Genomic DNA, 23670 nt, shown 5'->3' on the forward strand with positions numbered 1-23670 from the left:
CCACCCCGGGCACATCCGCCTGCGGTCTCGCCCCGCGACCGCGGCTCGGCGCACCCCGTGCCCGGTCTCAGCCCGTGTGCCCCTCCCCATGGCCGCCGTGGGCGCCGCCGTGGTCGAACTTCAGCGCCTCGGGCGGCATGACGACGAAGGGCCGCATCATGCCCATGTCCTCGTGCTCCAGCAGGTGGCAGTGGTACATGAACCGGCCGTACGCCCCGTCGAACCGGCCCATGACGCGCAGCAGTTGGCTGCCGGGCACCCGGAAGACGTCCTTGTGGCCGTGCTCGTTGGGCGCGAGCGGTATCGCGCGGGTCGCGTCGAACCGGATCGGTGTGCGGGTGCCGCCCACCGCCGGGTCGAAGCCGGAGACGTCGTAGGCGTCCCGGCCGAGGAGCTGGAAGTCGGCCAGGTGGATGTGCATGGGGTGCACGATCGGCGCGAGGTTGAGGAAGCTCCACTGCTCGTAGCTGCCCTCGCCGATGGTGATGCCGAGCCCGTCGTTGAAGGTCCGCGCGGTGCGCCGGTACGTCTTCGTCGTGCCGTCGGCCCCGGTGAGCTGGATGACGCCGTCGGCGGGGAGGCGGAGGCCGGACGGGTCGGCGACCTCGGTCATCTCCCAGATCTCCGGGTGGCCGCCGGCGCCCTTGGTGGCGGGCGGGGTCAGCACGATCAGCCGGTGGCCGTGCGGGATGTCGTGCGTGAGCCGGCGGAAGGAGCCGGAGAGCACCTCGGGCAGCTCGAAGGTGTCCGCCTCGCAGCTCTCCCGGACCCGGAACTCCAGGACCTCCGGGTAACGCACGTCCCCGGCCGGGTCGGGCACGCCCGGCGGCTGGTTGCGGCCCTTGTTCACCAGCCGCAGCGTCCGGCCGGCGAGGCCGCGGAAGTCGACGAGCAGGTCGAAGCGCTCGGCGGGCGCCGCGGTCAGCGTCGGCAGCGCGGCGTCGAAGTCGATCGGCACCGGGCGGGGCAGCAGCCCGCCGTCGCTGCCGATCTGGTGCACCACGCCCGGCACCGGGGTGCCGTCCTCGTCGACGAGGACGAGGTCGTAGATGCGTGCGTTGGAGGCGTTGACCAGCCGGAAGCGGTACCAGGCGGCGTCGACGTCGACGTAGGGCCAGATACGGCCGTTGACCGTGGTGTACGGGCCGGTGAACGGGATGGACACCGGCTTGCCGGTCTCCGGGTTGCTCTGCTGCACGATCACCGTCTTGTGCAGCAGCCGTCCGTTGAGGCGGCCGTCCTCGTCGGTGTCGAGGTTGCGGTCGGCCAGCAGCAGCGGGATCTCCCGGTCCCCGCACGGCAGACGGAGCGCGTCCTCCTCGTCGTCGCGGACGAGATAGGTGCCGTACAGGCCGGTCATCACGTTCCACCGCGTGATGTTCATGGCGTGGTCGTGGTACCACCACTGCACGGCCTGGTGGTCGTTCGGGTACTCGGAGAGCTGGGCGTCGCCGGAGCCGACGGCGTTGTCCGCCCAGCCGTCGTTGCCGCCGCCGGTCTGCGCGCCGTGCAGATGGGTCACCGACCAGGCGGGCAGGGCGGCGACGTCCTTGTTCGGCTCGACGCCCTCGCGGCCGGGCTCGGTGGTGGCGGGCGGACGCCCGTCGGTGCGCAGCGGCACCTCCACCGAGGTGACCGGGTACTCGCTGTCCTTCGGTATCCGGTTGGTCCAGGCGATGCGGACGCGCTGCCCGCGCCGCACCTCGATCGTCGGTCCCGGCACCTGGCCGTCGTAGCCCCACATCAGGGTCGGCGGCAGCTGCGGGTGCAGGCGCACCCAGGTGGGACGCAGGGCGATCTCGGTCTCGTGCAGCACGTCGGCGGCGGCCGGGCGCAGGACGGGCGGGACGGGCAGCGGCGCGACGTACGGCGTCAGTTCGGCCGGGGCCGGAGCCGTGGCCGCAGTCGGTGCCGGAGCCGGTTTCCCGTCGTCCGCTTTCTCACTCGCCGTGATGGTCTGGTCGACGAGGTCGGTCAAGGTGAACACCCCCGTGTGTTCTGTCGTCTGTTCCCCTCCCCCTGGAAGACTCCCGGCACACGGCCGAAGTTCCCTGAATGCCCTATTCCGGACAAGAAGATCCGGTGACCGGCGCGAGGGGCGGCGAGCGGGACGGCGGGGGCGTTGTCAGTGGGCGCTGTTACGTTCCGTGACATGACCGATCACGCGCTGCGGAAGCTGCGGGCGAACCCGCGCCTGGCCGAACTGGCCGCCTTCCCCTTCGACTTCGACGTGGACCGCGCGGCCCACGGCCATGTGGAACCGGTGCGGCTGGCCTCGGGCGGCCCGCTGACCGTGGTGGCCGGGGACGACACCGGCGGCACCTATGTCGTGTGCGGCGACGGCGCCGTGCTGCACGCCGACTCCGAGGGCGGCGCCTGCCTGATCGGCACGAGCGTCGACGAGGCGCTCGAGGTGCTGATCGGGCTCGCGGACTGGGGCGCGTTCGCGGATCTGACGCCCGAGGACGGCGAGGAGCGGATCCTCGCCCGCACGGCCGAGGTCGAGGAGGAGATACGGGAGCACTACGGCATCGACGCCGAGCGCGAGGAGCTGCTCGCCGGGCTGGGGCTGCCGCGGCGCTCCCCGGTGGAGCTGGTCGGCATGCTGCACCGGGCGCTGACGCGCACCGAGCCCGACCACGTGCTGCTCAACGCCCGGGAGCTGAACGCCTACCGGTTCCTGCACGACCCCGACGAGGTGCCGCCGCCGTGGGAGTACCTGGGCGTGGCGACGGACGGGTACACCGACCCGGCCGCGCAGCCGCTGGCGACCTGGACCCGGCCGGTGCTCGCGCAGGGGCGGACGGAGGCCGTGCGGGTCGCCCTCATCCGCCGCCTGGACGCCTTCGTCATGAACCAGGGCCTGTTGCGTCGGCCGGACGCGCCCGGCCGGCTGGACCCCTCCCCGCTGCGGGAGCTCGCCGAGGAGTTCGAGCACCTCGGCGACCTCCCCCAGGCGCTGCGCGCCCAGCGTCTGTACGCCGCCTTGCAGGACACCCCGGGGGAGCGGGCGGCCGCCGCCGCGACGGCCGCCCGCCTGGAGGAGGCGGCGCGCCGGGCACCGCGGGTCCCGGTCGTCAGCTGAGCGTCAGGGCGGGCACGGCGGGGGCGCGATCCGGCAGGAAGCCGTGGGCGCGGCGGCCGAGCCACTCGGCCTTGTAGCGGTCGACGCTGCGGTGCCAGTTGAGGATGCCGGACATCCAGTGCTGCAGGTCGGCGACATAGCCGTGCATGGCGGCGCGGGCCTCGTCCGACAGGCCGAAGTCGTCGTAGAGCACGGGCAGTTCGTGCGCGGCGACGTGCTCGAACTGCTCCATGCGCTGGGTCATCAGGTCGTGGACGACGCCGAGCGCCTGCGGATAGTCGCAGCCGAAGAAGTTCTGGACGACAAGGATCGCGTTGTGGATCTCCCCCTCGTACTCGATCTCCTTCTGGTAGGAGAAGACGTCGTTGAGCAGGCACGCGTAGTCGACGGCGGCGTTCTCCAGGGAACGCACCGGCCCGCTGCGGTAGACCTCGGGCGGGACGGCGGGCAGGTATCCCCTGCGGCACAGGCTCAGGGTGAGGTCCGAGCCGAAGGTCTGGCGGCGCATCTCCAGGTAGTCGACCGGGTCCGGGACGCGGTTCTGCAGCTGGTTGGACAGCTCCCACACCCAGCTCTCGGTCATCACGTCGATCGCGGCCTTCATGGTGATCCGCTCCTCGCGGCTCATCTCCGCCGTGGTGCGCGCCCACAGATCGGTCAGGGCCCGCTCCATGGCGTTGGCCGGGACGAGGGGTTCCTCGCCGTCGACGGGCATGCACGCGGACAGCCGGGCCGTGGTCAGGCGGGCGGCGGCCAGGTCGCGCCGGTGGCCGTAGACGAGCGGGTAGTAGTCGTCGCCGTAGGTGCCGAAGGCGAGCCAGTGGGCGCTGAGGTCGAGGGCCTCGGGGGTGCCGTCGGGGTCGATGCCGGCCGAGCACAGGGCGAGGTCGTAGGCGCGCAGCTTGTCCTCGTCCCAGACGCCCTCCTGGAGGATGCCCATCGCCCGGCACCAGTCGGCCAGGCGGGCGCGGGTGCCGTCGAGATGGGGGCTGAGCTCCAGCGGGAAGGGCATGTAGAGGTCGGGGATGCGGGACGGGCCGACCTTCTGGAACGGCACGTTCCGGTAGGCCCGCAGCCGGTCCTGAGCGGCCGCGGCGAGCAGCGCGCCGACGTCGGCGGCGGAGGTGCCGCGCCCGTTGAGCGCCTGCCACGGCGACTCCGACCGCGCCCCCTGGTTCATGTAGCGGCTGGAGCGCATGTGCCATTCGTGGCCGCCGGACTGCCAGTCCTGCAGCCCCTTGGTGTAGGCGGCGACGGCCGCCACCTCGGCCGGGGTGAGTCCGTGCTCCAGGGCCAGCGCGGGCACCTCGGTGAGGGCGGTGTGCTCGAACTGGTGCAGCCGCGAGGTGAGGATGTCGTTGACGGTGTCGGCGGCCTGCTGGGTGGTGCAGCCGAAGAAGGTCTCCAGCACCAGCACGCCGTTGCTGTTCTCGCCCTCGTCCTCCACCTCCCGCTGGTAGGAGAAGAGGTCGTTGCGCAGGTGCACGGCGTCGGAGAAGGTCTCCATCAGCACCCGCAGCGGCCGGGACCGGGCCACCGACGCGGGGACCTCGGCCGTCGCGTACTCCACGAGCCCCGCCGACCAGGGCGCGCCGCCCACCTTGCGGCGCATCTCGATGTACTCGACCGGGTTGGCGATCCGCCCCTCGTTGATGTTGGACAGCTCCCACATCGACTCGTTCAGCAGGTGCTCGGTGGCGACGGAGAAGCGGCGCCGCCAGTCCACCGACATGGACGGCACCGTGCGCTGCCACAGATCCTTGAGCCCGGCCTCCACCGGGTTCTCCGGCTCCGGCACCGGCGTGGCCGGGTCCAGCGGCATGAACAGCGGCAGCCGGTCGAGATGGGCCTTGCCCGCGGCGCGGTCCTGGGTGCGCTTGAACATGTCCAGGAAGTGGTCGTCGAAGAAGAACACCCACACGTACCAGTCGGTGATCAGCGACAGGGCGGGGCCGTCGCAGTCGGGGTGGGTGTAGGCGCAGAGCAGTCCGTAGTCGTGCGCTTCGAGGTCGGACTGCTCCCAGATCCCGGACCCCTCCAACATGCCCATGTCGCGCGCCCACTGCGTGGAGTGGGTCCGCGCCTCCTCCAGGTGCGGGTTCAGCCGCGCGGGATACGGCATGTAGAAGTGCGGGAGTTCGAACGGCTGCGTCATGGCCGGGGCCCTACCCAGGGCCGTCCGGGCGCATCCGGACGGGGGGACATGATCACACCATCGCGTGAACCGGCGCTCGAACAGCGCCGAACGGCCATCACGGGAACCCGCGCACGCCCCTGGACGCCCGCGCCGGCCGCAGTCCACGGTGGTCCCATGACGACGTTCACGCTCCCGCACGAGCTGCTCGGCGACGGCGCCCACAAGGTGTTCGCCGTGCACGGCTGGTTCGCCGACCGCTCCGCGTTCGCGCCCGTACGAGACGACCTGGACCGCACCTCCTTCACCTACGCCCTGGTCGATCTGCGCGGCTACGGCGATGCGCGGGACGCCGACGGGCCGTACACCACCGGGCAGGCCGCCCGGGACCTGGTGGTGCTGGCCGACCGGCTCGGCTGGGACCGCTTCTCGGTCGTGGGCCACTCGATGGGCGGCGCGGTCGCGCAGCGGCTGCTCGCCGTCGCCCCGCACCGGCTGCGCCGGCTGGTCGGGGTGTCGCCGGTGCCCGCGTGCGGGCTGGCGCTGCCGCCCGAGCAGTGGGACCTGTTCGCCGACGCCGCGCACCGGCCGGAGAACCGGCGCGCCATCATCGACGTCACCACCGGCGGCCGCCGCCCCGCCGCCTGGCTGGACCGGATGGTGGCGCGCTCGCTCGAACGCAGCGACGACAAGGCGTTCCGGGCCTGGCTGGACTCCTGGGCCGGCCAGGACTTCCAGGCGGACGTCGAGGGCGCGCGGCACCCGGCGCTCGCCGTGGCCGGGGCGCTGGACCCGGCCCTGTCCGCGGACCTGCTGCGGCGCACCTGGGGCGCCTGGTACCCGCACGCGCGGGTGCACGAGCTGCCGGGCGCCGGGCACTACGCCATGGACGAGACACCGCTGGAACTCGTCCGGCTGGTCGAGGACTTCCTGCGAGCCGACGACACGGACCCGGCGACCGCCGCGGAAGCGGCGGAAACGGCTCCCGCATCCGGCCCCGACGGCGAGGACGCATGACCCTGCCCACCGCCCCGCCCGTACCCGACGTCTTCGACCCCCGGCAGTACGCCGAGCAGGTCCCGTACGCCGCCTACCGGGTGCTGCGCGACCACCATCCGGTGGCCTGGCAGGCCGAGCCGGAGGTGCTCGGCTGGCCCGCGGGGCCCGGTTTCTGGGCGGTGACCCGGCACGCGGACGTGGTGCGGGTGCTCAAGGACGCGAGCACCTACTCCTCGCATCTGGGCGCCACCCAGATCCGGGACCCCGATCCGGCGGACCTGCCGTTCATCCGGCGGATGATGCTCAACCAGGATCCGCCGGCGCACGGCCGACTGCGCCGCCTGGTCAGCCGGGCGTTCACCCCGGGCCGTGTACGGCGGTTCACGGCCGTTGTCGAGGCGCGGGCCCGCACGCTGCTCGACGGGGCGCTCGCGACGGCCCGCGCCGGGGACGGCACCGTCGACCTGGTGAGCGCGGTCACCGACGACTACGCCCTGCTCAACCTGGCCGATCTGCTGGGCGTTCCGGAGAGCGACCGCGGGCTGCTGCTGCACTGGACGCAGCGGGTCATCGGCTACCAGGACCCCGACGAGGCGGGGCCCACCGTGCGGGACGCGGCAGGCCGGCCGCTGAACCCGCGCTCGCCGGCCCTGCTGGGCGACATGTTCGCCTACGCCGGGCAGCTGGCCGAGCACAAGCGCCGGCATCCGGCCGACGACATCATGACGGCGCTGGCGCACGACGCGGAACTGACCGGGCCCGAGCTGGAGATGTTCTTCTTCCTGCTCACCGTGGCCGGGAACGACACGGTGCGCAGCGCCGCCCCCGGCGGTCTGCTGGCGCTCGCCGAACACCCCGATCAGTACGAGGCGTTGCGCGGTGGGAAGGCCGGTCTGGACACGGCCGTGGAGGAGTTGCTGCGCTGGCACCCGCCGGTGCTCACCTTCCGCCGCACCGCGGTGCGGGACACGCGGCTGGCCGGCACCCGTATCCGGGCGGGCGAGAAGGTGGTCGTCTTCCACGCCGCCGCGCACCGCGACGAGCGGGCCTTCGCCGACCCGGACCGGCTGGACCTGGCCCGCTCCCCGAACCCGCACGTGGCGTTCGGGGACGGTCCGCACGTCTGCCTCGGCGCGCACTTCGCGCGGCTGCAACTGCGGTCGCTGTACGCCGAGGTGCTGCGGGCGCTGCCCGCGCCGCGCACGGCCGGACCGCCGCGACGGCTGGTGTCGAACTTCATCAACGGGATCAAGTCGCTGCCGGTCCGCACCGGCTGAGCGTCATCCGCTCACCTGGATCAGCGCGTGCGTCCCGCTGGTGCGCCAGCGCCGGTTCTCGCCGGCGTCCAGAGCGTCCCGTGTGGCGGCGTCGAGGCCGGTGACCACGTCCGACTTCAGGGTGCGCAGGGCGGCGACCGGGCCGGGGAAGTAGGCCGTGACCTCGGCGAAGGGGACGGTCGCCGGCCAGCTCCTGTCGCCCACCAGACGACGGTAGTTGAGGTCGCCCTTGAACACGGTCAGCGTGGCCGCTCCGAACTCGGCGCGCAGGTCGCCGGGCATCTCGGCGTACGCCAGCGGGCCGGCGGAGAAGGGGTGGGCGCGCACGACGAGCCGGCCCTCGGTCATGGCGTCCCACAGCCGCCGCCCGTGGGTGCCGGCGGCGCCCGGGGCCGCGGTGAGCCGGCGCAGGGCGTCGAGGACGTCGGCGGTCGTGGCGTCGGAGACGTAGTACGGGTGCGGCTTGACGTGCAGGACGACCCGCGCGATGTGGCCGTGGGCGAGCAGATGGGAGATCAGCAGCAGGTCGGGGACGAGTTCGCGGCCCGCGTTGTCGGCGACGAGGCAGAGGGTGCCGGCCGCGCGGCCGGGCGGGAGCAGCGCCCACAGCTCGGCGCTGTCGTCGGCGACGAGGGCGGGGGCGCCGGCCCCGGACGGGCTGCCGTCGGGGGCGGACAGGCGGAAGCCGAGGTCGGCGCGGTTGCCCCACAGGGAGCCGTGCAGCAGGGCGGTGGCCTGTTCCTCCGGTGCCCGGCCGGTGAGGGAGTCGAGCGCGGCCAGTTCCTCGTCGGTCTCGGGGGCGTCGAGTTCGGCGCGCTTGGCGGGCCGGAAGGGGTCGATACCGCGCCAGGGCCCCTCGTCGAGGTAGCCGACGGTCTGCAGCAGCAGGCGGTAGAAGTAGCTCTCGGACCACAGCCACGGGACGTCGAACCAGGACCTGCCGGTGTAGGTGCCCAGTCCCCAGGTCAGCCAGCGGTCGCGGTCCGGGGCGTGCTCGGGCAGCGGTGCGATGGCGCCGTCCGTGCACTGGTCGAGCAGCGCGTCGAGGCCCGCGCGCACGTCGGGGCCGTACGGGAAGGAGTCGCGCACCTGCCGGATGATCGCGGGGTGGCGTTCGGCGAGCACGGCGTGCGGGAAGGATCCGGGCTCGTCGGCGCGGAGCACCGGGGGCAGCGGGGAGTCGGGCATGCCGCTCACCGTACCGCCGGGGTCGCGGCAAAAGCGGCGCCGCTCGCCGTGCCGGCGGGAGGGCACCCGCGCTCGGGCCGCGCCGGCTACAGGACGGCGGCCGCGGCGGTCTCGCGTTCCAGCCGGGTGACGAGCGTCAGATAGCGGGGGCGGCGCGGCACGGGCACCAGGCCCCGGATCAGCAGGTGCCACATCTCGGCCATCCGGCGGGGCAGCCGGGCGACGGGCTCCAGGGAGCGGCCGACGACACGGGTGCCGACGAAGAAGGAGACGAGGGAGTGGGTGACGGCGTCAATGTCGACGTCCGGGTGCAGATCGGACTCGCGGACCGCGCCGTGCAGCCGGCGGGAGACCAGTTCACGCCACTCCGTGAAGGGGTGGCGCAGCGGGGGGCGGACCGGGACGGGACCGGTGGCGAGCCGCAGGCCGGCCCGGGCGATCGGCCCCTCCACGGACAGCCGGGCGAAGCCGAAGGTGATCCGCATCAGCGCTTCCAGGGACGGATAGCCGTGGCCGTCGACCTCGCCGGCGACCCTGCGGGAGGCCTCGGACTGCAACTCCAGGATGGCGTGGGCCAGATCCTCCTTGGCCGCGAAGTGGAAGTAGAGGGCCCCCTTGGTGACCTTGGCGTGCTCGACGATGTCGCTGAGGCTCGTCGATTCGTAACCGTGCCGGTCGAACAGGTCGGCGGCGGCGGTGAGGATCGTCGCGCGGGTCTGTTCGGCGCGTAACTGCCTCGGCATCGACAGGTCACTCCTGGGGGACGGGAAAAGAACGGACCGTGCCGTTTGTTTTACTCACTCCCCGTAGATGCTATCTCACCGGCCGCCGGGACCCACAGGCCACAAGGCCCCCACCCCGTCCGGCAGTCGGCGAGCGCCCGTCGTCGACGGACGCTCGCCTTCCGGTCGAGGGGCACTTAAAAACAGGACGCTCGGTCTTTTTACGTCGGATCAGCCGAGCCGCCGGACCGAACCACAGCCGTCGCCGACCGACTTCAGCCCAGCCCGACCGACTTCAGCCAGGCCTGCGCCACGTCCAGCGGGTCCTTCTTGTCGAGTTGGACCTGTGCGTCCATCGCGAGCAGGGCCTTGGTGTCCAGCTTGGCGGAGACGGCGTTCAGCGCGTCGACGCCCTGCTGCGGCAGGCCCTTCTTGTAGACGAGGGGCTGGACGTTCTCGAAGCCGAAGAGGTTCTGCGGGTCCCGCAGGACGACGAACTTCTCCTTCTGCACGGTGGGGTCGGTGGAGAAGAGGTCGGCGACCTGCACGGTGTTCTGCTTGAGCGCCGCCTGGGTGAGCGGGCCGCCGGCGTCCAGCGCCTTGAACGACTTGAACTCCAGGCCGTACACCGACTTCAGGCCGAGCAGGCCCTGCCGGCGCTTCTGGAACTCCGGCGAGGCCCCGATGACCAGGTCCCCGGCGATGCCCTTGAGGTCGCCGATGGCCGAGGACGACGTCAGGTGGTACTTCTGCGCCGTCTCCGCGTTGACGGTCAGCGAGTCCTTGTCCTCGGCGGGCGAGGGCTCCAGCAGCGTCAGTTCCGGCGCGAGCTTGGCCTCGATGGCCCGGGTGGTCTCCTCGGCGGACTTCGGCGCGGCCTTGGCGTCGAGGTAGGCGAGCAGCGCGCCGTTGTACTCGGGCAGGACGGTCAGCGAACCGTTCTTGATCAGGCCGTACGTGGTCTCGCGGGTGCCGATGTTGGGCTTGTAGGTGACCTTGATGCCCTTGGCCCGCAGGGCCTCGCCGTAGATGTCGGCGAGCAGGGTGGACTCGGGGAAGTTGTTGGAGCCGACGACCACCGTCTTGCCGTCGGAGGCGTTCTCCGTGAGCGGGTTGTCGCCCTCGCCGCCGGAGGAACACCCCGTCAGCAGCACCGTCGTCGCGGCGAGCACGACGGCGGCGCCGGGGAGGGTCCTGCGGGGCCTGCTGCGCTGGATGGTGGAAGTCACCCACTGATCCAATCCAGCCATTTCTCCCCCGTCAAGGGCATTCATGTGACCAATATGCGTTCGTCACAAGGCGGTTGAACGGGGACCGGCGGGGTATCCGCTGTGGCGTCCTCACCCGCGTCCTCACCCGCGTCCGCGCACCCCCGGTGACACCGCGCACCGGGCGAGGGCCCAGAAGAGCGCCAGGGTGACCAGCGCCAGGGCGGCCACCAGGGTGGCGCCGCCGACGACCTTCTCGTAGTCGTGCTGGTAGAGCCCGTCGATGACGTACCGGCCGAGGCCGCCGAGGCTGACGTAGGCCGCGATGGTGGCCGTCGAGACGATCTGGATGGCCGCCGAGCGCAGGCCGCTGAGGATCAGCGGGAGCGCCACGGGCAGTTCCACCTGGAAGAGGATGCGGCTCTCGGACAGGCCCATGCCCCGCGCCGCGTCCACCGGGGACGGATCGACCGAGCGCATCGCCTCGTAGGTGGTCACCAGGATCGGTGGGACCGCGAGCACGACCAGCGGGATCATCACGGGGACGAGCCCGAAGCCGAGCAGGATGAACATCAGCACCAGCAGGCCGAAGCTGGGCAGGGCGCGCGCGGCGGTGGCGATCAGCGCGAGCGCGTTGCCGCCACGGCCGGTGTGCCCGGTGAGCAGCCCCGCCGGCAGTCCGACGGCGGCGGCGATCGCCAGCGCGAGCAGCGTGTACCGCACGTGTTCGGCCAGCCGGGTGGGGATGCCGTCGTAGCCGTGCCAGTGGGCGCCGTCGCTGAAGAAGGCCTGGACGAAGTGGAGGACGTTCACCGGGTGGCCTCCTGCCGTGCGGCGGGATCCTGTGCGACGGGCGGGGTGGTGCGGGTGCCGCGCGGCATCCACGGGGTCAGCAGCAGGCGTACGGCGACCAGCACGGCGTCGGCGACGACGGCGAGGACGGCGGTGCCGAGCACCGACAGCCACACCAGCCGGGGCTGCTGGTAGGTCATGCCGTCGTTGAGGAGGTTGCCGAGGCCGCCCTGGTTGCCGATCAGCATGCCGACGCTGACCAGGGAGATGCTGGACGCGGTCGCCACCCGCAGCCCGGCAAGGATCGCGGGCACCGCGATCGGCAACTGCACGGTCAGATACCGGCGCACCGGCCCGAGCCCCATGGCGGTCGCGGCGTCGAGGGTCTCTGGCGGCACCGACCGCACCCCGTCGACGACGGCCGGGACCAGCACCACCAGGCTGTAGACGGCGAGCGGGATCATCACGGTCGTCTCGGTCTGGCCGGTGTAGTCGATGAGGACGACGAAGAAGGCCAGCGACGGGATGGCGTACAGCACGGTCGTCACCCCGAGCACGGGCGCGTACAGCCAGCGCAGCCGCACGCACAGCTGGGCGACCGGCAGCGCCACGAGCAGGCCGGCGAGGACCGGGAGCAGGGCCTCGCGCAGATGCAGCCCGACCAGGCCGAGGTAGGTGTTCTGCAGATCGCTGGGCAGGTCGAACAGGCCGTTCATCGCAGCGCCTTCGGCTCGTCGGCCCGCCCGGCGTGCGCCTCGCGGATCGCCGCCCCGATGGACGCCTGCGACACCACACCTCGGACCCGTCCGGACGCGTCGACGGCGACGGCCCAGCCGGTCGGTGACAGCACCGCGCAGTCGAGGGCGGCCCGCAGCGAGTCGGTGCCGGCGACGAACGGCCGCCCGTACGGCAGCAGTTCCTCCACCGCGATGCTCCCGGCGGTCAGCGCGCCGGGCTCACCCCAGCCGAGGGGCCTGCCGTCGGGGTCGGTCACGAGGAGGTAGGGCACGTCGGGCGCCTCGGCGGCGGCGAGCTGCTCGGCGGTGGCGTCGGCGGGGACGACCGGTGCCGTGAGCAGTTCCAGGCCGGCCGAGGGGAAGAAGGACAGCCGCCGGATGCCTCGGTCGGCGCCGAGGAAGTCCTCGACGAAGGCGTCTGCGGGGTGGGAGAGCAGCTCGGCGGGCGGCGCGTACTGGGCGAGCCGGCCGCCGGTGCGCAGCACGGCGACCATGCTGCCGAGTTTGACGGCCTCGTCGATGTCGTGGGTGACGAAGACGATGGTCTTGCCCAACTCGTCCTGCAGCCGCAGCAGTTCGTCCTGGAGTCCCTTGCGGACGACGGGGTCGACGGCCGAGAAGGGCTCGTCCATGAGCAGCACCGGCGGGTCGGCGGCGAGCGCCCGGGCCACTCCGACGCGCTGCTGCTGGCCGCCGGAGAGCTGGTGCGGGTAGCGCCCGGCGAGGGCGGCGTCGAGGCCGACGCGCTCCATCAGCTCGCGCGCCCGCTCACGGGACTTGGCCTTGCCCCAGCCCAGCAGCCGGGGGACGGTGGCGATGTTGTCGACGATCGTGCGGTGCTGGAAGAGACCGGCGTGCTGGATGACGTATCCCATGGAGCGGCGCAGGGTGTGCACCGGCTGCTGCAGGATGTCCGTGCCGTCGAGCAGGATGCGGCCCTCGCTGGGCTCGACCATCCGGTTGATCATCCGCAGGGTCGTCGTCTTGCCGCAGCCGGAGGGGCCGACGAGGACGGTGATCGCCTTCTCGGGTATCTCCAGGGTGAGCCGGTCGACCGCCACCGTGCCGTCCGGGTACCGCTTGGTGACTGATTCCATCCGTATCAAAACGCCGAACGCCCTTCGGTTGGCAGCACGTGCCCTCGCGGCGGGCGGCCGCCGTACACGCGTACGGGCCCCCGCTGCCGGGAGAGTCTAGACGGCGTGATCCGGCGCGGCCCGGAACGACGCGGTTATGGACTGGTCGGCGGGAGGGTCTTTGGCCCTGTCCGGCGGACCACACCGTGGGCAGGGTGGGAGACCTCGCACCCTCGCGGAGGTCTCCTTGAACGTCACCTTCCTGCTGACCACCCTGGTCGTGGTGGTCACCCCGGGCACCGGCGTGCTCTACACGCTGGCCGCCGGGCTCGCCCACGGCCGCCGGACGGGCGTGGTGGCCGCGTTCGGCTGCACTCTCGCCGGCTTGCCGCACCTGCTGGCCGCAGTCACCGGACTGGCCGCCCTGCTGCAGGCCGGCAGCGTCGCGTTCACGGTGGTGAAGTACCTCGGTGCCGCCTACCTGCTGTACATGGCGTGGTCGATGCTGCGCGACCGCTCGGCCCTGGTCGTCGAGCAGGACCCGGCACCGAGGCCGGCGGCCCGCGTGATCGGCTCCGCCGTGCTGGTCAACCTGCTCAACCCCAAACCGGCCCTGTTCTTCCTGGCGTTCCTGCCGCAGTTCGTCCCCGCCGGCGACATCGGCGCGATGCTGCGGCTGGGCGGCGTGTTCATGGCCATGACCTTCGCCGTCTTCACCGCGTACGCCCTGTGCGCGGCCGCCCTGCGGGAACGGCTGCCCCGGCGCCCCGGGCTGCTGACCGGCATGCGCCGCGGTTTCGCCGCCTGCTTCGTCGCCCTGAGCCTGCGGCTGGCGGTGGCCTGAGCGATGCGATTCCGGCACGCGGACGCGATCTGGTCCGCCCACCCGCTGCTCACCGCCGGCTGTCTGTACGCCGACGGGGTCGACGCCCACGCCGACACCTCCGCCCGCCTCGCGCCGTACACCGCCCGGGCCGCCGCCCGCCTGGCCGGGGCACCGGAGGGCGAGTTCCCCGAAGTGACGGCCTGGCGGCGGACGTTCTCCGGCCTGGGGCTGCGGCCCACGCAGTACCGGTGCGCGGCGGAGTCGCTGCTGCGGCGGCTGCGCAAGGAGGGCCGGCTGCCCCGCATCCACCCGGTGGTGGACCTGTGCAACGCCCTCTCCGTCGCGTACGCCGTCCCCGTCGCGGCGCTCGACGCGGACCGGATCACCGGTCCCCTGCTGGAGGTACGGCCCGCCCGCGGCGACGAGGTGTACACGGCGTTCGGCGGTGCGATCGAGCATCCCGCGCCCGGCGAGGTGACCTTCGCCGACTCCGCGGGCCGGGCGCACGCCCGCCGCTGGACCCACCGGCAGAGCGGCTTCTCGGCCGTCGGCCCGGACACCCGCCGGATCCTCGTCGTGACGGAGGCCGTGCACGACGGCGGCGCGCAGACCGTGCCCGCGCTGCTGAAGAGCCTCGCCGCCGAACTGGCCGCGCACTGGCCGGTGGTGACCTCGGACGCCGTCCTCACCGCCGGGGCACCGGAGTTCACGTTCGGGGACTGAGGGTGCAGCATGAGCGGCGTGAACGAGGCAGCGCCGGGCGTCCCCCGGGGATCGGACTTCCTGCAGCTCGACATCGGTGCCGCGCCGGCCGGCGGCAAGGCCGAGTGGCTGACCGGACGGCTGCGGCGGGCCATCGCCGACGGCCGGCTGGCCGTGGGCAACCGGCTGCCGCCCACCCGCGTCCTCGCCGCCGAACTGCGCGTGTCCCGCGGGGTGGTGACCGAGGCGTACCGGCGCCTGGCCGAGGACGGCCACGTGGAGGGACGCCGCCGCGGCGGCACGATCGTCGTGGCCGCGGCCCCACCCGCGCCCGAGCCGGCACCCGCCTGCGGCACACCCACCGTGTCCCGGCCCGTGTTCACCGACGACCCCGGCCCGGACGTCTTCGACGCGCTGCGCGCCGCCCCGGCACGGTACGACTTCACACCCGGCCGCCCCGACCTGACGGCGTTCCCGCGCGCCGCCTATCTGCGTGCCGAACGGGCCGTCCTCACCGGCCTGTCGGCGGACCACCTGGGCTACGGCGACCCGCGCGGCGCGCCGGCCCTGCGCCGGGCGGTGGCCGGCTGGCTGGCACGCAACCGGGACGTGCGCGTCGCCCCCGACGACGTCCTGATCGTCGCGGGCACCGCCCAGGCGCTCACCCTGCTGCACAGCGTGCTGCGCGCCGACGGCATCGACGCCGTCGCGCTGGAGGACCCCGGCTCGCTCGGCTCCCGCCAGCACCTGCGCAACGGTGGCCTGGCCACCCCCGCCGTACCGGTGGACGAGGCCGGCATCCGCGTGGACGCCCTGCGCGCCTCGGGCGCCCGCGCGGTCCTGCTCACGCCGGCCCACCAGTTCCCCACCGGCGTCGTCACCAGCGGCGAGCGCCGCCGCGAACTGCTGCGCTGGGCCCGGGACGGCGGCCTGATCCTGGAGGACGACTACGACGCCGAGCACCGCTACGACCGGCCGCCCGTACCGGCCCTGCGGGCGCTGCTCACCGACCGCGTCTGCTACATGGGCAGCGTGTCCAAGCTGCTCGCGCCCGCGCTGCGGATCGGCTGGCTGATCGCACCGCCCGCCTACCGCGCCGCGCTCACCGACGTCAAACGCTTCACCGACCTCGGCAACGCGGTCCTCCCCCAGCTCGCGCTGGCCCGGCTGATGGACTCCGGCGACCTGGAACGGCACCTGCGGCTGCTGCGCGGCCGCCACCGCCGCCGGCGCGACGCGATGATCGACGCGCTCGGGACGCACCTGCCCGGCGCGCTCGTGCACGGCGCGGCGGCCGGCCTGCACCTGACGGTCACCTACCCGGCCCCCGTCCCCGACACCGCCCTGGCGACCGCCGCCCTGGCCCACGGCGTGAAGTGCCACCCCCTGTCCTGGCACCGCCAGCACCCCGGCCGGCCCGGCCTGGTCCTCGGCTACGCGGCCACCCCACCAGGCGCGATCACGGAGGGCGTGGCAATTCTGGGCAAGCTCCTCCGCCGGCTGAGCTGACCCCAGGTGCACAGGCGCCCCTGAAGGGGCCGCTGGCCCCAAGGGGGCGCGGGGAACGGCGCGCGCAACCACGACGCGCGGCAAGAGGCCGCCGCAGGCACCTCACGGACCTCACCGAGGCCGAACCGCCAGCACGGCCACGTCGTCCTCGGCGTCCTGCGCCTCCAGCCGGACCAGCACCGTGTCCAGGATGTCCTCCAGCGTCGCCCCGGCCGGGAAACGCAGCCCCGCGAGCCGCTCCAGGCTGCGGTCGATGTCCTCGCCCCTCCGCTCGACCAGCCCGTCGGTGAACAGCAGCAGCGTGTGCCCGGCGGCCAGCCCGTACGTGGCGGACTCGTACCCCCCGAGCCCCGTCCCGAGCGGTGGCCCGACCGGCAGCGGCAGCAGCCGCGTCCCGGCGACCTCGTCGATGACGACGGGCGGCAGATGACCGGCCCCGGCCAGCGTGACCTGGGCGCGCGCGGGGTCGACGCGGGCGATCAGACACGTGGCCGGCCGGCGGTCCGGCTCCGCGGCGGCGAGGTCGTCCATCTGCCGCAGCACCCGGTGCGGCGGCAGGTCGGTCGCGGTGATCGCGCGCAGGGAGGAGCGGTAGGCGGCCATGTCGACGGCGGCCTCCACCCCGTGGCCCATGACGTCGCCGACGACGAGCAGGGTCCGCCCGAACGGCAGCCGCACGGTCTCGCACCAGTCGCCGCCGACCAGGGCCCGGCGCCCGGCGGGCAGATAGCGCACACCGACGTCGAGGTTCGGGTGGGGCCGGCCGGGCTCGGCGAGCAGGGCGCGCTGCAGGTCCCCCAGGGTGCGGCTGACGCGCGCGTACTCGTCGGCGTGGTGCAGGGCGGGGCCGGCGGGCGCGGCCAGCAGCGCGAGCAGTTCGGCCTCCGGTGCGCCCAGCGGCGCCTCGCGCCGGGCGCACACGAGGACGCCGTACAGCTGATCCGGGGTGGCGAGGGGCACGCACAGGGCCGTCCGCCCGCTCGCGGAGGTCACCGTCCACGGCGCGCGCGGCGTCCCTGCGCGGACGGTCCCGGTGATGCCCCGCACGTCCGGCAGGGCGTCCGGGTCGCCGCTGATCGCCTCGTACCCGGAGACCGGGCCGCCGCCTTCGCCCCCGGAGGGGTGCCCGCCGACGCGCACGACCGCGGCGGAGCAGCCGGCGAGCCCGCTCGCGGCCCGCGTCAGTTCCGCGCAGGTGAGGTCCGCGTCGAGAGTGGTGCCGACCCGGGTCAGCGACGACCGCAGCCCGGCGAGCCGCGCGTCACCCGTGCTCTCGGACTCCGCCCCGCCGGAGGCGCCGGCCGTGCGCGCCGCGGCGGACCGGCGCAGCGCTCTGATCCGTCGCACCACACTCACCACGATGAAATCGTGACAAAGCTCGACCCGCCCCGCAGCACGCAGACCCGGCAGGTCCGGCAGGCAGCCGGGCCGGCCAGGCGCGCCATGTCCGGCAGGCCCGCGAGCGGCTACTCCCCTCCCACGCGGACGACGGCCAGGGTGATGTTGTCCGGGCCGCCCTCGTCGATCGCGGAGCGCCACAGTTCGAAGGCCGCCCGGCCGTCGTCGTGCTCGCGCAGCACCGCGTCGAGGACGTCCTCGGTCACCGGGTCGGTGAGCCCGTCGGTGCAGACGAGATAGCGGTCGCCGACCGCGAGCGGCACGGCCGTGACGTGGGGCCGCACGTCGTGGTGGGAGGGGGAGCCGCCGAGGCACTGGGTGACCAGGGACGTGGTGCGCTGCCCCGGCTGGAGCGGCGGGCTGTCGTCCACGCTCACCTGGCGCAGCCCCTCGGGGGAGGCGGCGAAGACCCGGCTGTCGCCGACGTTGAAGACCAGCACCGACTCGGGCAGCAGGACGAGGCCGGCGACCGTGGTGCCCATGGCGGTGAGCTCGCTGCCCTCGGCGGCCTGGTACACGGCCCGGTTGCAGGCGATCAGCGCGTCGCGGACGGCGTCCTCGTCCTCCAGCGCGATCCCGAGGCGCGCGAGCCGCCGGACGACGAGCGCGCTGGCCACGTCCCCGCCGGGGTGTCCGCCGAGCCCGTCGGCGACGGCGACGACCAGTGGCGACCGCAGCGGGAAGACCAGGGTCTGCGGGCTCTCGGTGACGGTGGCGCACAGCGTCCACGGCCCCGCGACGAGACTGTCCTCGTTGCGTTCCCGCAGCAGCCCGGGATGGCTCAGCGCGCTGACGGCGACGTACGGCATACGGGCCCCACCGCCTTCCTGCCCCGCAGGCCACGGCGGCGCCGAAGGCCCCGGGCCTCCCTTGCCAGTCTAGGGCGGCCCGGGGCGCGGGATCAGCCCGCGTCCGGCTCCAGGCGCAGCGAGATGCTGTTGATGCAGTAGCGCTGGTCGGTGGGGGTGGGGTACCCCTCGCCCTCGAAGACGTGCCCGAGGTGGGAGCCGCAGCGGGCGCAGCGCACCTCGGTGCGGACCATGCCGTGGGAGCGGTCCTCGATCAGTTCCACCGCGTCGGTGTCCTTCGGGTCGTAGAAGGACGGCCAGCCGCAGTGGGACTCGAACTTGGTGTCGGAGGTGAACAGTTCGGCGCCGCAGGCCCGGCAGGAGTAGACACCCTTGGTCTTGGTGTCCGTGTACTCACCGGTGAACGCGGGCTCGGTGCCGGCCTGGCGCAGCACGGCGTACTCCGCCGGGGTCAGCTCCGCGCGCCACTGCTCGTCCGGCTTCTCGACGTCGTACGCCATGTCGGCCAACCCCTTACTTGTCCGCGAGACGGTCCAGGATGCGCGGTCCGAGGTCCGTGACGTCGCCCGCGCCCATGGTGAGAACGAGATCACCGGCCCCGGCCATTCCCGCGACCACGTCCGGCACCTCGGCCTTGTCGTGGACGGCGGTGACGGCCGCGCCCGCGGCGCGCGCGGCGTCGATGATCAGCTCGCTGGTGACGCCGGGGATCGGGTCCTCGCGGGCCGGGTAGATGTCGAGGACGACGGAGGCGTCCGCGAGGGCGAGCGCCTGGCCCATCTCCTTGCCCAGTTCCTGGGTGCGGGAGAACAGGTGCGGCTGGAAGACGACGAGGATGCGCGCGTCGCCGGCGGCGGCCCGCATCGCCTCCAGGTCCGCGGTCATCTCGGTGGGGTGGTGCGCGTAGGAGTCGATGACCTGGACGCCGGCCGCCTCGCCCTTGAGCTGCAGGCGCCGCTTGACGCCGGTGTACGCGGCGATGGCCGGGGCCAGCTCGGCGGCCGGGATGCCGAGGGCGGCGCCGGCGGTGAGCGCGGCGACCGCGTTGAGGGCGTAGTGCCGGCCCGGGACGGACACCGTGAACGTCAGCTCGCGGCCGTCGAGGACGACCGTGACCTGGCTCTTGAGCCCCTGCGGCACGATCGACAGCACCCGCACGTCGGCGTCCTCGGCCTCGCCGTAGGTCACCACGCGCACGCCGTCGACACGGCGGGTCAGCTCGCGGGCGCCCTCGTGGTCGGCGGAGATCACCAGGGTGCCGCCGGGCACGATCTTGCCGGCGAAGGTCTCGAAGGACTCGTAGATCTCGTCCATCGAGGCGTAGTTGGCGTGGTGGTCCAGCTCGACGTTGAGGACGATCGCGACCTCGGGGGCGTACTTGTGGAAGCTGCGGTCGGACTCGTCGGCCTCCGCGACGAAGATCTCGCCGTCGCCGTGCAGCGCGTTGGAGCCGGGCGCGTCGAGGTCGCCGCCGATGGCGTACGACGGGTTCAGGCCCAGCTCGGTCAGGGAGACCGCCAGCATGGAGGTGGTGGTGGTCTTGCCGTGGGTGCCGGCGACGGCGATCGGGCGCAGGCCCTCCATCAGCGCGGCGAGCGCGTCGGAGCGGTGCACGACCGGGATGCCGAGCTCGGCGGCGCGCACCAGCTCCGGGTTGTCCTGGCGGATCGCGGAGGAGACGACGACGCAGCTCGCGTCGTCGGCGAGGTGGTCGGCGGCGTGCCCGATGTGCACGGTCGCGCCGAGCGCGCGCAGCGCCTCGGCGGTGGCGGACTCCTTGGCGTCGCTGCCGGCCACCTTGGCGCCGCGCTGGGCGAGGATCTTGGCGATGCCCGACATCCCGGCGCCGCCGATGCCGATGAAGTGCGGTCGGTCCATGGCGGTAGGAAGGCCGGGTGCCATGCGTTCTTCTCCCGAGTACGGTGCGGACGGAGCGTGCCTAGCCTATGCGGTCAGGCGCCGGGCTCCTCGCAGCGCCGGGCACCGGTCCAGCGGAAGGGGCGCGGGGAACTGCGCGACCAGCCACGACGGGCCCGCACCCGAAGACGCACCGCACCCTAGGCCCACGGCCGGCCCGCGGAGCGCTACGCCTTGCTGTGGGAGAACAGCTTCAGCACCGGCACCCCCACCTTGTGCCGCGCCCGCGAGGCCCAGTCGCGGTGGAAGAACTCCTCCACGTAGTGGGGATCGGTGAGCACGATCACCTCGTCCGCGCCGATCTCCTCCACGAGGCTCTTCAGCGCGTCCAGCGGGTGGTCCTCGACGAGCCGGCCCTCGGCCGGGCTGCCGGCCGAGCGCAGCGCGGTCAGGGACACGTCCAGGGCCTGCCGGCCGACGCTCTTGGCCTGCTCGCCCTCCGGTGTCTCCCCTTCGCGCGTGGCCTCGTCGATCTCACCGAGCGCGATGTCGTCGATGGCTCTCAGCAGCCGGTCGGCCTGGTCGCCGCGGGGCTGCAGCAGGACGTGGAAGGTGACCGGCTCGTCCCCGTGCAAGGTGGTGACGAACTCCACGTCGGCGGACGTCAGGGCCTTCTCGATCATCAAAACGCTTGTGAACACCAGGCGCCCCTTCTGCTTCGGGGGCGGTGGGCCCCCTGTCCTCCGTGGGCCGTGCCAGGCCCTGCGGAAACCATCCTGCCCCGTGATCGCACGGGTACTGCCGGATTCAGTGTGCCCGCCGGAACTAAAACGGAACGGCAGATTCCGATGATGTCGGCCCTTCCGGGGGGCCACCGGCCCGCCACGGGGCCGGCGACCGCCTTCCCTGCGGCCGCCTCAGGGCTGTGACCTGCGGTAACGGCTGTAGAGGAAGCCGTCCTCCTCCAGTAGGGACACCAGTGCGAAGCGGTGCGGAACGGTGACGGAGGGGCCTCCGGCGATCCGCTGGGCGTCCCCGGCGGTCAGCATCGGGGAGATCGTCAGGCACAGTTCGTCGAGCACCTCGGCGGCCACCATCTGGCCCAGCAGCCGCGGGCCGCCCTCGGTCAGCAGCCGGGTGTGGCCCAGGTCCGCGAGCACCTGGACGACCCGCACCGGATCCACGCCGACGCCGTCACCGGCGATCAGGACGCGGGCGCCCGCCTTCTCGGCCGCGGCCCGGCGCTCCGGGGAGGACGCGGCGCCGGTGAGCACGATCGTCGGCACCAGGGGCGAGGTGAACAGCGGCAGGGAGAAGTCGAGGTCCAGGCTGGCGGTGACCACGGCGATCGCCGGGACGGGCCCCTGCCCGGCGGCCTCGCGCAGCGCGGTGAACTCCGCACGCGCGCGTGCGGGCCGGTACCCCTCCTGACGTACCGTTTCGGCGCCGACGATCACCACGTCGGCGAGGGCGCGCAGGGTGCCGAAGATCCGCATGTCGGTGGCGTTGGAGATGGGCTGCGAGCGGCCCTCGTGCTGGGCGGCGCCGTCCAGGCTGGAGACCATGTTGGCGCGCAGCCACGGCTGCGGCTGCCCGGCGGGCCGCTCGGGGTAGGCGTACGCGGCGGCCAGCTCAGCGAGGCTCCACTCCCCGCCGTCGCCGCCGCTCGCGAAGGTCGGCAGCCCGACGGGGCCCGAGGCGTCCCCCTCAGGCGCTGCGGCACCGGAAGTCCCGGGAGCCCCGGAGGCCCCGCCGGCCCCAAAAGCGCCCTCCGCGCCGGCGGCCACCCCCTGCGCGGAGGCCCCCCGCGTGGGCTGGGCTGCTGTTTCGTCGGTCACAGGGAACAGGCGTCGCATGCCGTGCAGTCTGGCACGCCCCGTAGCATGGGTAACCGTGTCGTCCTCCACCTCCGCCTCCGGCCTCGCCCCGATAGCCGACGCGGCCCCGCTGTCCCTGTGCGCCCGTGAGCCGCATGTCCCCGCGGACCGTCTGGTGGCCGAGATGGTGCCGCCGCCACGGTTCGACTCGGTCCGCTTCAGCACGTACATCCCGGACCCGAACCAGCCCAGCCAGACCGAGGCCGTGCAGGTCCTGGAGAGCTTCGCGGCCGGACTCGACGGGGCGGGCGCGGGCGGCGCCAAGCGCGGCCTGTTCGGCTTCGGCAAGGCGAGGGCCAAGGCGGCCAAGGCACCGGCCGGCCCGCGCGGCGTCTACCTCGACGGCGGTTACGGCGTCGGCAAGACCCATCTGCTCGCCTCCCTGTGGCACGCCACGCCGGCCGAGCCGGCGAAGAAGGCGTTCGGCACCTTCGTCGAGCTGACCAACCTGGTCGGCGCCCTGGGCTTCCAGCAGACCGTGCAGACCCTCTCCGGACACCGCCTGCTGTGCATCGACGAGTTCGAGCTGGACGACCCCGGCGACACGGTCCTCGTCTCCACCCTGCTCGGCAAGCTGGTCGACGCGGGCGTCGCGCTCGCCGCCACCTCCAACACGCTGCCCGGCAAGCTCGGCGAGGGCCGCTTCGCCGCCGCCGACTTCCTGCGCGAGATCCAGGGCCTGTCCGCCCACTTCCGCACCCTGCGCATCGACGGCGAGGACTACCGCCACCGCGGTCTGCCCGAGGCGCCCGCGCCGTTCACCGACGAGCAGGTCACGCGGGCCGCGCACGCCACCGAGGGCGCCTCGCTGGACGCCTTCCCGCAGCTGCTGGAGCACCTGGCCAAGGTGCACCCCAGCCGCTACGGCGCGCTGACCGACGGGCTGAAGGCGGTGTGCCTGACCGACGTGCGCCCGGTCCCCGACCAGTCCACCGCGCTGCGGCTGGTGGTGCTCGCCGACCGGCTCTACGACCGTGAGGTGCCCGTGCTCGCGTCGGGGCTGCCGTTCGACCGGCTGTTCAGCGAGGAGATGCTGAACGGCGGCTACCGCAAGAAGTACTTCCGGGCCATCTCCCGTCTCACCGCCCTCGCCCGCGACGCCAAGGGCCTGGTCGAGGAGCGCTAGGAGGCGTCGGGGGCGTCGCGGAACACGAAGCGGCTGAGCCGGTAGGTCGTCGGCCGGACCAGGCGCCCGCACAGCATGTCCACGCGCGTCGCCGACCAGTCGAACCCCGGGTCGGATGCGCGCAGACGGCGCAGGTGGGCGTGCCACTCCGCCTCGTCCCGGGTCTCGAAGAGCACCTCCCAGTGCCCCGCCTCGGGCGCGAAACGGCCGACGGCCCGCTGCCGTTCGGCCTGCTGCCGCCGTTTCCTCCTGCGCTGACCCGGCATGGGGCCATCCTGGCCGCCGCGCGGCGTGCGCGGCAAGGCTCCCGGGACGCCGACATGCCCTGTGCGGCAGCCGGTTCGCGCC

At 73.4% G+C, this 23670-nt stretch carries 22 protein-coding genes; 7 read left to right on the forward strand and 15 right to left on the reverse strand.

All coding sequences use genetic code 11. From position 1 onward, the window contains the following. Positions 1-67 precede the first annotated feature (67 nt). Positions 68-1954, reverse strand: a complete 1887-nt coding sequence (phsA, locus tag ACF1AL_RS16180) for an O-aminophenol oxidase PhsA (RefSeq protein ID WP_391826400.1) — start codon at positions 1952-1954, stop codon at positions 68-70. 198 nt (positions 1955-2152) lie between these two features. Between phsA and ACF1AL_RS16185 the strand changes: the two genes are divergently transcribed. Beyond that, positions 2153-3085 carry a hypothetical protein gene (locus ACF1AL_RS16185; protein WP_391826227.1) on the forward strand — a complete coding sequence of 311 codons (933 nt, stop codon included), beginning with the start codon at positions 2153-2155 and terminating at the stop codon, positions 3083-3085. Here the strand turns inward: ACF1AL_RS16185 and cyc2 are convergent. Then, positions 3078-5240, reverse strand: coding sequence for a germacradienol/geosmin synthase Cyc2 (cyc2, locus tag ACF1AL_RS16190; RefSeq protein ID WP_391826229.1), 2163 nt, complete (start codon positions 5238-5240; stop codon positions 3078-3080). The genes ACF1AL_RS16185 and cyc2 overlap by 8 nt on opposite strands. 156 nt (positions 5241-5396) lie before the next feature. On the opposite strand from cyc2, the gene ACF1AL_RS16195 reads away from it, so the two are divergent. After that, the gene (locus ACF1AL_RS16195) at positions 5397-6236 is read left to right on the forward strand and encodes an alpha/beta fold hydrolase (RefSeq protein ID WP_391826231.1); all 840 of its coding nucleotides are present in this window, start codon (positions 5397-5399) and stop codon (positions 6234-6236) included. Continuing rightward, the gene (locus ACF1AL_RS16200) at positions 6233-7495 is read left to right on the forward strand and encodes a cytochrome P450 (RefSeq protein ID WP_391779577.1); all 1263 of its coding nucleotides are present in this window, start codon (positions 6233-6235) and stop codon (positions 7493-7495) included. Before ACF1AL_RS16195 ends, ACF1AL_RS16200 begins: the two co-directional genes overlap by 4 nt. 3 nt (positions 7496-7498) lie before the next feature. Here the strand turns inward: ACF1AL_RS16200 and ACF1AL_RS16205 are convergent, their stop codons facing one another. From ACF1AL_RS16205 to ACF1AL_RS16230, 6 genes are all read right to left on the reverse strand, one after another. Next, on the reverse strand, positions 7499-8683 hold the full coding sequence (locus tag ACF1AL_RS16205; RefSeq protein WP_391826233.1) for a damage-control phosphatase ARMT1 family protein: 1185 nt from the start codon (positions 8681-8683) through the stop codon (positions 7499-7501). Between the two features lie 86 nt (positions 8684-8769). Further along, complete coding sequence (locus ACF1AL_RS16210) at positions 8770-9426, reverse strand: ScbR family autoregulator-binding transcription factor (RefSeq protein ID WP_366837642.1); 657 nt, start codon at positions 9424-9426, stop codon at positions 8770-8772. A gap of 254 nt (positions 9427-9680) precedes the next feature. After that, positions 9681-10634, reverse strand: coding sequence for a glycine betaine ABC transporter substrate-binding protein (locus ACF1AL_RS16215; RefSeq protein WP_391820957.1), 954 nt, complete (start codon positions 10632-10634; stop codon positions 9681-9683). Positions 10635-10757: 123 nt separating this feature from the next. Further along, a complete protein-coding gene (locus tag ACF1AL_RS16220; RefSeq protein WP_384208395.1) occupies positions 10758-11426 on the reverse strand; it encodes an ABC transporter permease in 669 nt (222 codons plus the stop codon). Next, positions 11423-12121 (reverse strand): ABC transporter permease, encoded by a 699-nt coding sequence (locus ACF1AL_RS16225; RefSeq protein WP_391779579.1) that lies wholly within the window; start codon positions 12119-12121, stop codon positions 11423-11425. Before ACF1AL_RS16225 ends, ACF1AL_RS16220 begins: the two co-directional genes overlap by 4 nt. Further along, positions 12118-13248 carry an ABC transporter ATP-binding protein gene (locus ACF1AL_RS16230; RefSeq protein WP_391779580.1) on the reverse strand — a complete coding sequence of 377 codons (1131 nt, stop codon included), beginning with the start codon at positions 13246-13248 and terminating at the stop codon, positions 12118-12120. Before ACF1AL_RS16230 ends, ACF1AL_RS16225 begins: the two co-directional genes overlap by 4 nt. Before the next feature lie 217 nt (positions 13249-13465). On the opposite strand from ACF1AL_RS16230, the gene ACF1AL_RS16235 reads away from it, so the two are divergent. From ACF1AL_RS16235 to ACF1AL_RS16245, 3 genes are read left to right on the forward strand one after another with little or no spacing between them, the layout of a single operon-like run. After that, the gene (locus tag ACF1AL_RS16235; RefSeq protein WP_391779581.1) at positions 13466-14062 is read left to right on the forward strand and encodes a LysE family translocator; all 597 of its coding nucleotides are present in this window, start codon (positions 13466-13468) and stop codon (positions 14060-14062) included. 3 nt (positions 14063-14065) lie between these two features. Then, a complete protein-coding gene (locus ACF1AL_RS16240; protein WP_391657923.1) occupies positions 14066-14767 on the forward strand; it encodes a B3/4 domain-containing protein in 702 nt (233 codons plus the stop codon). 9 nt (positions 14768-14776) lie between these two features. Continuing rightward, positions 14777-16255 carry a PLP-dependent aminotransferase family protein gene (locus ACF1AL_RS16245; RefSeq protein WP_391826235.1) on the forward strand — a complete coding sequence of 493 codons (1479 nt, stop codon included), beginning with the start codon at positions 14777-14779 and terminating at the stop codon, positions 16253-16255. 111 nt (positions 16256-16366) lie between these two features. On the opposite strand, the gene ACF1AL_RS16250 is transcribed toward ACF1AL_RS16245, so the two are convergent. From ACF1AL_RS16250 to ACF1AL_RS16275, 6 genes are all read right to left on the reverse strand, one after another. Beyond that, entirely contained in the window at positions 16367-17602 is a 1236-nt protein-coding gene (locus ACF1AL_RS16250) for a PP2C family protein-serine/threonine phosphatase (protein WP_391826237.1), read from the reverse strand. 119 nt (positions 17603-17721) lie between these two features. Next, positions 17722-18462 carry a PP2C family protein-serine/threonine phosphatase gene (locus ACF1AL_RS16255; RefSeq protein WP_384208410.1) on the reverse strand — a complete coding sequence of 247 codons (741 nt, stop codon included), beginning with the start codon at positions 18460-18462 and terminating at the stop codon, positions 17722-17724. A 92-nt stretch (positions 18463-18554) separates the two neighbouring features. Further along, on the reverse strand, positions 18555-18962 hold the full coding sequence (gene msrB, locus ACF1AL_RS16260; RefSeq protein WP_366837653.1) for a peptide-methionine (R)-S-oxide reductase MsrB: 408 nt from the start codon (positions 18960-18962) through the stop codon (positions 18555-18557). Between the two features lie 13 nt (positions 18963-18975). Further along, positions 18976-20364, reverse strand: coding sequence for a UDP-N-acetylmuramate--L-alanine ligase (gene murC, locus ACF1AL_RS16265; RefSeq protein WP_384208413.1), 1389 nt, complete (start codon positions 20362-20364; stop codon positions 18976-18978). 182 nt (positions 20365-20546) lie between these two features. Continuing rightward, a complete protein-coding gene (locus ACF1AL_RS16270) occupies positions 20547-21020 on the reverse strand; it encodes an indole-3-glycerol phosphate synthase (protein WP_384208416.1) in 474 nt (157 codons plus the stop codon). A 216-nt stretch (positions 21021-21236) separates the two neighbouring features. Next, positions 21237-22175 (reverse strand): pyrimidine reductase family protein, encoded by a 939-nt coding sequence (locus ACF1AL_RS16275; protein WP_391826239.1) that lies wholly within the window; start codon positions 22173-22175, stop codon positions 21237-21239. A 37-nt stretch (positions 22176-22212) separates the two neighbouring features. Between ACF1AL_RS16275 and zapE the strand changes: the two genes are divergently transcribed. Beyond that, entirely contained in the window at positions 22213-23322 is a 1110-nt protein-coding gene (gene zapE, locus ACF1AL_RS16280) for a cell division protein ZapE (protein WP_391703576.1), read from the forward strand. Here zapE and ACF1AL_RS16285 read toward each other — a convergent pair. Then, positions 23319-23588 carry a hypothetical protein gene (locus ACF1AL_RS16285; protein ID WP_391826241.1) on the reverse strand — a complete coding sequence of 90 codons (270 nt, stop codon included), beginning with the start codon at positions 23586-23588 and terminating at the stop codon, positions 23319-23321. The genes zapE and ACF1AL_RS16285 overlap by 4 nt on opposite strands. Positions 23589-23670 lie beyond the last annotated feature (82 nt).

Origin of the sequence: Streptomyces sp. NPDC014801, from assembly GCF_043082085.1 — a bacterium.
Lineage (GTDB): Bacteria > Actinomycetota > Actinomycetes > Streptomycetales > Streptomycetaceae > Streptomyces.

Excerpts from the sequence above, each read along its gene's own strand:
- ACF1AL_RS16275 (WP_391826239.1), bottom strand. The coding sequence starts at position 22,175 with ATGCGACGCCTGTTCCCTGTGACCGACGAAACAGCAGCCCAGCCCACG.
- ACF1AL_RS16210 (WP_366837642.1), bottom strand. The coding sequence starts at position 9,426 with ATGCCGAGGCAGTTACGCGCCGAACAGACCCGCGCGACGATCCTCACC.
- ACF1AL_RS16195 (WP_391826231.1), top strand. The coding sequence starts at position 5,397 with ATGACGACGTTCACGCTCCCGCACGAGCTGCTCGGCGACGGCGCCCAC.
- ACF1AL_RS16255 (WP_384208410.1), bottom strand. The coding sequence starts at position 18,462 with ATGCCGTACGTCGCCGTCAGCGCGCTGAGCCATCCCGGGCTGCTGCGG.
- ACF1AL_RS16240 (WP_391657923.1), top strand. The coding sequence starts at position 14,066 with ATGCGATTCCGGCACGCGGACGCGATCTGGTCCGCCCACCCGCTGCTC.
- msrB (WP_366837653.1), bottom strand. The coding sequence starts at position 18,962 with ATGGCGTACGACGTCGAGAAGCCGGACGAGCAGTGGCGCGCGGAGCTG.
- ACF1AL_RS16285 (WP_391826241.1), bottom strand. The coding sequence starts at position 23,588 with ATGCCGGGTCAGCGCAGGAGGAAACGGCGGCAGCAGGCCGAACGGCAG.
- ACF1AL_RS16245 (WP_391826235.1), top strand. The coding sequence starts at position 14,777 with ATGAGCGGCGTGAACGAGGCAGCGCCGGGCGTCCCCCGGGGATCGGAC.
- cyc2 (WP_391826229.1), bottom strand. The coding sequence starts at position 5,240 with ATGACGCAGCCGTTCGAACTCCCGCACTTCTACATGCCGTATCCCGCG.
- ACF1AL_RS16225 (WP_391779579.1), bottom strand. The coding sequence starts at position 12,121 with ATGAACGGCCTGTTCGACCTGCCCAGCGATCTGCAGAACACCTACCTC.
- ACF1AL_RS16205 (WP_391826233.1), bottom strand. The coding sequence starts at position 8,683 with ATGCCCGACTCCCCGCTGCCCCCGGTGCTCCGCGCCGACGAGCCCGGA.
- murC (WP_384208413.1), bottom strand. The coding sequence starts at position 20,364 with ATGGCACCCGGCCTTCCTACCGCCATGGACCGACCGCACTTCATCGGC.
- ACF1AL_RS16200 (WP_391779577.1), top strand. The coding sequence starts at position 6,233 with ATGACCCTGCCCACCGCCCCGCCCGTACCCGACGTCTTCGACCCCCGG.
- ACF1AL_RS16185 (WP_391826227.1), top strand. The coding sequence starts at position 2,153 with ATGACCGATCACGCGCTGCGGAAGCTGCGGGCGAACCCGCGCCTGGCC.